We start from the raw sequence: 5,526 nt of genomic DNA on the forward strand, positions 1-5,526 counted from the left end.
TAGCCGACGACGACGGTGGATCTCATGGTGCGCCTCGCTCAGTCCGGGACGGCGGCGTCGGTGATGGCGGTGTCGGTGTCGGTGTCGGCGGGGTCGTCGGGGCGTCGTCCATATCGCCCATGCCGCCCATCTCGTCGATGTCGTCGATGTCGTAGCCCAGGCGCAGATCCAGCTGGGTCACGCCGGGCAGGTCGCGCAGTTCGCGCTCCAGCATGGCGACCTCGCTGCGGCAGCCGACCCGGCCGCGCACCAGCACCATGCCGTCGGACACGGTCGCCATCGACACTTCGCCGCCGGCGTCGATCACCCGGTCCACGACCCGCCGGCGCAGCTCGTGACGGTCGAGGGCATCGACGGTGCCTCCGGGGGCCCGTCGGCCGGCTTCGGGTTCCGGCTGCTGGCTCATCGGTCCGTTCCTTCCTCACAGCTCTCGCAGGACGCCCTCGGCCGCCGCGCGCAGCCGGTCGGCGGTGGCGGCCAGCTCGGCTCCCTCGGCCCGCCAGGCGGCGCGCGCCCTGGTCCGCCACCAGGCCGGCCTGCGGTGTTCCCAATCCTCGGCGGCGGCCTGCCAGCACAGGTCGTCCACCACCAGCGCCGTCACCGAGGGTGACGCGGTCAGCAGCGGTGCGGCGATGTCGGTGCCGGCCGTCTCCAGGTGCAGGTTCCACACCTGTCCCGGGCCGCGCCGGGGGTGGTCGCGATGCCGGGCGCCGCCCTCGTCGCGCCGCCGCGGCTCCGGCTCCGGGTCCGGGCTGGACCCGGGGATCGGTGCGAAGAATCCGTTCATGACACCGGCCTCCGTCCGGTTCGTCCTCAGGCTGTCAGCCGTCGCCCGCTTCGGCGGCGGCCCCGGCCTCCCGCATGGGCACGGCGCGGACCGTCCAGCCCGTGCCGTCGGAGACGACGTCGAGCTCGGCCGCCCAGGACCAGGTGTCGGCTTCGGCGATCGCCGAGGCCAGCTCGCGGGCCGCGGTCAGGGCGGCCTGGCGTCCCTCGACGTCGGCGACCAGGAACTGGCTTCCGCTCCTGGTCACGACCCGCAGGCCCTCGACGACGTTGATCTGCCGGATCTGGTCCGCGCGCAGCAGGTCGCCGTCCGCCGTGGTGATCCACACGTGGGTCATCTCTCCTCCTCGGCCCGATCGTCGATTGATCCGATATGTCCCTCTTATTCCACTACACCGCGGCTTCGGCGGCTGGGCCAAGGGCCCTCCGGCCCGGGTACGGCGGGTCCATCGGCCCGTCAGGTCCATCGGCCCGTCACCGGCGCTCAAGCGCGCGGCACGACCACGACCGGGCAGTCCGCGTGGTGCAGCAGCGTCTGGGTGACCGGTCCGAGCCGCATCCCGGGGTGGCCGTCGGCGTGCCGGTGGGCGCCGACGATGACCAGGTCGGCGTGCGTGGTCGCCGCGGTCAGGACCGCGCCCGGCGTGCCGTCGGCGACCTCGGTGCTCAGGCGTACGCGGGGGTGCCGGGTGAGCCAGGGGCTCAGCAGCCTTCCCAGGGCGCCGCGGACGTCCGTCAGGACCTGGGCCCTGGCGCGGTCGGCTTCCTCGGCTTCCTCGGCCTTTCCGGCGTCCTGCGCGTCGCCCTGCTCGGCCCGGGCGGCCCGGCCCCAGTCGAGGTCCCGGGCGTTGACCACCCGCAGGCGCGCGTCGCGGTGGGACGCCTCGGCGAAGGCGAACTCGAGGAGTTCCTCGGCGGGGTCCTCGGCGTCCAGCGCGAGGACGATCGTGTCGAGCAGATCCCGCGGCGTGCCCCGGACGATCATCGTCGGGCACGAGGCGAAGGCCAGCGCGCGCGTCGACACCGAGCCGAGCAGCAGGCCCGTGAAGCCGCCGCGGCCGCGGTTGCCGAGCACCAGCAGGTCCGCGTCGCGGGAGGCCTCGGTCAGGGCGTCGGCGGCGGGGCCGGCGACGACCGCCGACTCCACCTTCATCCCGGGGTAGCGGTGGTTCAGGGTGTGCACGGCGTCGGCCGCCGCCTCCTCGGCGGCGGTGGTCAGCGAGCGCTGCACGCTCATCGGGACGTAGGTCATCGGGGCCGTCACCGGCATCCAGTGGAAGGCGTGCACCACGGTGACCGAGGCACCACGCCAGGCGGCCTCGCGGCCCGCCTCGATCAGGGCCCGTTCGCTGGGCGGTGTGCGGTCGTAACCGACCACGACGGTGGGCTTCATGACGGTTCCTCCTTCTCCTCCTTCTCCTGCTTCTTCCTGCGGCGCCGGCGCGCGTCGTCAGCGCAGGCGGCGCAGGTACGGGTCGGTCGCGGTGCGGGGCTCGACGCGGACCCGGAAGTCCACCGCCGTCACCCCGTCCGGCGTCGCGATCAGCGGGTTGATCTCGGCTTCGGTGACGCAGGTCTGCTCGGCGGCCAGCAGCGCCAGCCGGGACAGCACGTCCCGCACCGCCGCGGGGTCGCCGCCCGGGCGCCCGCGATACCCGGCCAGCAGCGTCGCGGCGCGCGACGCCCCGACCAGGTCCTCGGCGTCGGCCGCGGTCAGCGGGGCCAGCCGGTAGCCGCGGTCGGCGGCCAGGTCGGTGTCGGTGCCGCCGATGCCGAAGGCGACCAGCGGGCCGAACACCGCGTCGCTGTCGACGCCGGCCAGCAGTTCCACGCCGTGCGGTGCCATCTCCTGCACCACCACGCCGGCCAGCCGGTCGCCGAACCGCTCCTCCAGCGTCCGCCAGCCTTCGCGGACCGCGTCGGGGCCCGACAGCCCGAGCAGCACACCCCCGACGTCGCTCTTGTGCACCAGCTCCGGCCAGTACGCCTTCAGCACGACGGGGGAGTCCCACAGGGCGGCGGCGGTGACGGCGGTGTGCTCGTCGGTCGCGAGCACCATGCGGGCACAGGTGATGCCGTAGCAGGCCAGCAGGTCGGCGGCCCGGTCCGGCGGCAGCCACCCGCCCTCGGGGTGCGATGCCAGGTGGAGCGAGATCAGGCGGGCGGCGTCCTGGGAACGGACGCCGGGGACGGACGGCACCTCGCTGCCCGGCCGCCGCAGCCACTCCGTGTACGCGCACGCGTGCGCCAGGGCCCGCGCGGCGCTCTCGGCGTCGCCGTAGACCGGGACGCGCCGGCCGCCGGCGGCCGGCGCGGACGTGACCGACGCGGCCTGGTCCACCAGGACGGTGACCGTGGGCACGCCCAGCGTCCGGGCGTCGGCCGCGAGCGTCGGCGGCAGCTCGGCCAGCGCGGTCGGCACCAGCAGGAGCAGCACCGCGTCCACCTCTCCGGAGGCGGCGACCGCCTCCACGGCCCGGCGCAGCATCGCGCCGTCGGCCCCGGCCCCGGTGTCGACCGGGTTGCCGCACGCGGCGGCCGGGCCCAGCAGGGCGCTGAGCCGGTCGCGCAGCCCGGTGCCGAACTCGGGCACGGACAGGCCCGCCTCGACGAGGGAGTCGGCGGCCAGCACCCCGGTGCCGCCGGCGTTGGAGACCACGGCGACCCGCCGCCCGGTGGGCCGCACGCCGGCCTCCAGCAGTGCCGCGGTCTCGACCAGCTCGGCCACCGACCGCGTCGCGATCACCCCGGCCTGCCGGAACAGCGCCTCCCGGGTGATCCCCGGGGTCACCGCGGCGGCCGTGTGCGAGGCCGCGGCGCGGGATCCGGCGGCGGAGCGGCCGGCGGCCACGGTCAGCACCGGCTTGGTGCGGGCGACGCGGCGGGCGTAGCGGGCGAACTTGCGCGGGTTGCCGAACGACTCCAGGTGCAGCAGGACCAGCTCGGTGCCCGGGTCCTGCGACCACCAGGCCAGCAGGTCGTTGCCGGAGACGTCGGTCTTGTCGCCGAGGGAGGCGAAGGAGCCCGCGCCGATCCCCAGCCGCGACAGGTGGTCCAGGACGGCGATCCCCACACCGCCGGACTGCACGCCCACGCCGGCCGCGCCGCCCAGCGGCGTGTGCGCGCCGAAGGTGGCGTCCATCGCGATGTCCGGCCCGAACGCGGCCACGCCCAGGCAGTTCGGCCCGACCAGGCGCATCCCGTACCGCCGGCAGACCGCCTTCAGCGCCGTCCGCACCGGCTCCGGCACCGGCGACGTGACCGCCGTCAGGGCCCGGACGCCGTGCCGCCCGCAGGCCACCGCCGCCTCGACCAGCGCGTCGGCGGGAACCGCGAGCACGGCCAGGTCCACCTGCTGGGGAAGCAGGTCGATCGAGCGGGCGCAGGGCACGCCCGCGATCTCGTCCGCCCGCGGGTTCACGGCGAACAGCGGCCGGTCGAAACCGGCGGTGACCAGATGGTCCAGGATCGCGCGCCCCACGCCGCCGGGGGAGCGCCCGGCCCCGACCACCGCGACGCCGCGCGGCCGGAACAACGGCCGCAGCGAGGCCGCGCAGGCCGCGAACTCCCGGTCGGCGACGACTTCCAGGTAGGCGTCGTCCTCGGTCAGGTCGATGTCGTGGAAGACGGTGCCGCCGTGCTCGAACTGCGCGCTGTGGTGCAGGCCCGCCGAGTTGATGACCCGCTTCATCGCCAGGTTCTCCGACAGGGTCTCGGCGGTGAACCACCGGATGCCGGCCGCGCGGGCGGCGTCGGCCAGGTGCTCCAGCAGCAGGGTGCCGATCCCGCGGCCGCGCCAGCCCTCGGCGACGGTGAAGCCGACCTCGGCGGCGTCCGCGCCGGGCCCCATGCGCCAGGCCTCGCCTTCGCCGACGATCTGCTCGTCCTCGCCGCGGACCGCCACGGCCACCAGGGCGATCCGGTCCGGATGCGGCTCGCAGAGCCGCTGGGCGGCCTCCTGGCCGGCGGCGGCGCCGGAGGCGAAGAACCTCATGCGCAGGCTCTGCGCGGACAACCCCGCGAACAACGCCGACAGATCCCGCAGGTCCTCCGGGACCGTGGGCCGGATCAGGACGGTCGTGCCGTCGGCCAGCAGGACGTGGACGGTGGCGGGTCGGGCCTCGGGGCCCGGTGCGCGGTGCGCGGTGCGGCTCGTCATGGCAGCAGGACTTTCTCTCCGGGGCGGGGTACGACGGCGGTCCACTGAAGGCGTTCGGTGATGCGGTCGCGCAGGTACTCGGACGCTGTGGGCTCGCCGTGCACGATGTAGGTGGTCTTCGGGGCGGGCGCGGTGCCGAGCCAGTCCAGGATCTCGGGGTGGTCGGCGTGGGCTGACAGTCCGGGCAGTTCGACGACCCGGGCGCGGACCGGGACGTAGCGGCCGTGGATCTTGAGCGTGGTCGCGCCGGTCGCCAGATCGCGGGCGCGGGTCCCGACGGCGGCGTACCCGACGATCAGGACGGTGTTGCGCGGGTCCGGCAGGGCGGCGCTGAGGTGGTGCAGGACCCGGCCGCCGGTGGCCATGCCGGACGCCGAGATCACGATCTGCGGGCCGTTGGCGGCGTCGATGTGCCGCGACTCCTCGGAGGTGCGGGCCAGGTGCAGACGCGGCGGGAACAGCTCGGTCAGGCCGTGCTCGGTGATGGTGGGCAGGAACTGCGGGCGGCGCGCCTGCAGGGCGGCACGGTAGACGTCGAGTGCGGTCAGGGCCATGGGGCTGTCGACGTAGATGGGGACGTC

The 5,526-nt window shown here is 75.3% G+C and carries 6 protein-coding genes; all 6 read right to left on the minus strand.

Annotated features, from left to right (window positions below; translation table 11 throughout):
- Window positions 1-22: 22 nt before the first annotated feature.
- Window positions 23-406 (minus strand): hypothetical protein, encoded by a 384-nt coding sequence (locus ABD466_RS44045; protein WP_344663290.1) that lies wholly within the window; start codon window positions 404-406, stop codon window positions 23-25.
- A 15-nt stretch (window positions 407-421) separates the two neighbouring features.
- Window positions 422-787, minus strand: a complete 366-nt coding sequence (locus ABD466_RS44050) for a hypothetical protein (RefSeq protein ID WP_344663291.1) — start codon at window positions 785-787, stop codon at window positions 422-424.
- A 34-nt stretch (window positions 788-821) separates the two neighbouring features.
- The gene (locus tag ABD466_RS44055) at window positions 822-1,124 is read right to left on the minus strand and encodes a hypothetical protein (RefSeq protein ID WP_344663292.1); all 303 of its coding nucleotides are present in this window, start codon (window positions 1,122-1,124) and stop codon (window positions 822-824) included.
- A gap of 146 nt (window positions 1,125-1,270) precedes the next feature.
- On the minus strand, window positions 1,271-2,179 hold the full coding sequence (locus ABD466_RS44060) for a universal stress protein (RefSeq protein ID WP_344663293.1): 909 nt from the start codon (window positions 2,177-2,179) through the stop codon (window positions 1,271-1,273).
- Window positions 2,180-2,236: 57 nt separating this feature from the next.
- The gene (locus ABD466_RS44065) at window positions 2,237-4,945 is read right to left on the minus strand and encodes a bifunctional acetate--CoA ligase family protein/GNAT family N-acetyltransferase (RefSeq protein WP_344663294.1); all 2,709 of its coding nucleotides are present in this window, start codon (window positions 4,943-4,945) and stop codon (window positions 2,237-2,239) included.
- A partial coding sequence (locus ABD466_RS44070; protein ID WP_344663295.1) for an MBL fold metallo-hydrolase RNA specificity domain-containing protein occupies window positions 4,942-5,526 on the minus strand: 585 nt, incomplete at its 5' end. The genes ABD466_RS44070 and ABD466_RS44065, both read right to left, overlap by 4 nt.

This window comes from Catenulispora subtropica (assembly GCF_039531675.1).
Lineage (GTDB): Bacteria > Actinomycetota > Actinomycetes > Streptomycetales > Catenulisporaceae > Catenulispora > Catenulispora subtropica.

Excerpts from the sequence above, each read along its gene's own strand:
- ABD466_RS44045 (WP_344663290.1), bottom strand. The coding sequence starts at position 406 with ATGAGCCAGCAGCCGGAACCCGAAGCCGGCCGACGGGCCCCCGGAGGC.
- ABD466_RS44050 (WP_344663291.1), bottom strand. The coding sequence starts at position 787 with ATGAACGGATTCTTCGCACCGATCCCCGGGTCCAGCCCGGACCCGGAG.
- ABD466_RS44055 (WP_344663292.1), bottom strand. The coding sequence starts at position 1,124 with ATGACCCACGTGTGGATCACCACGGCGGACGGCGACCTGCTGCGCGCG.
- ABD466_RS44060 (WP_344663293.1), bottom strand. The coding sequence starts at position 2,179 with ATGAAGCCCACCGTCGTGGTCGGTTACGACCGCACACCGCCCAGCGAA.
- ABD466_RS44065 (WP_344663294.1), bottom strand. The coding sequence starts at position 4,945 with ATGACGAGCCGCACCGCGCACCGCGCACCGGGCCCCGAGGCCCGACCC.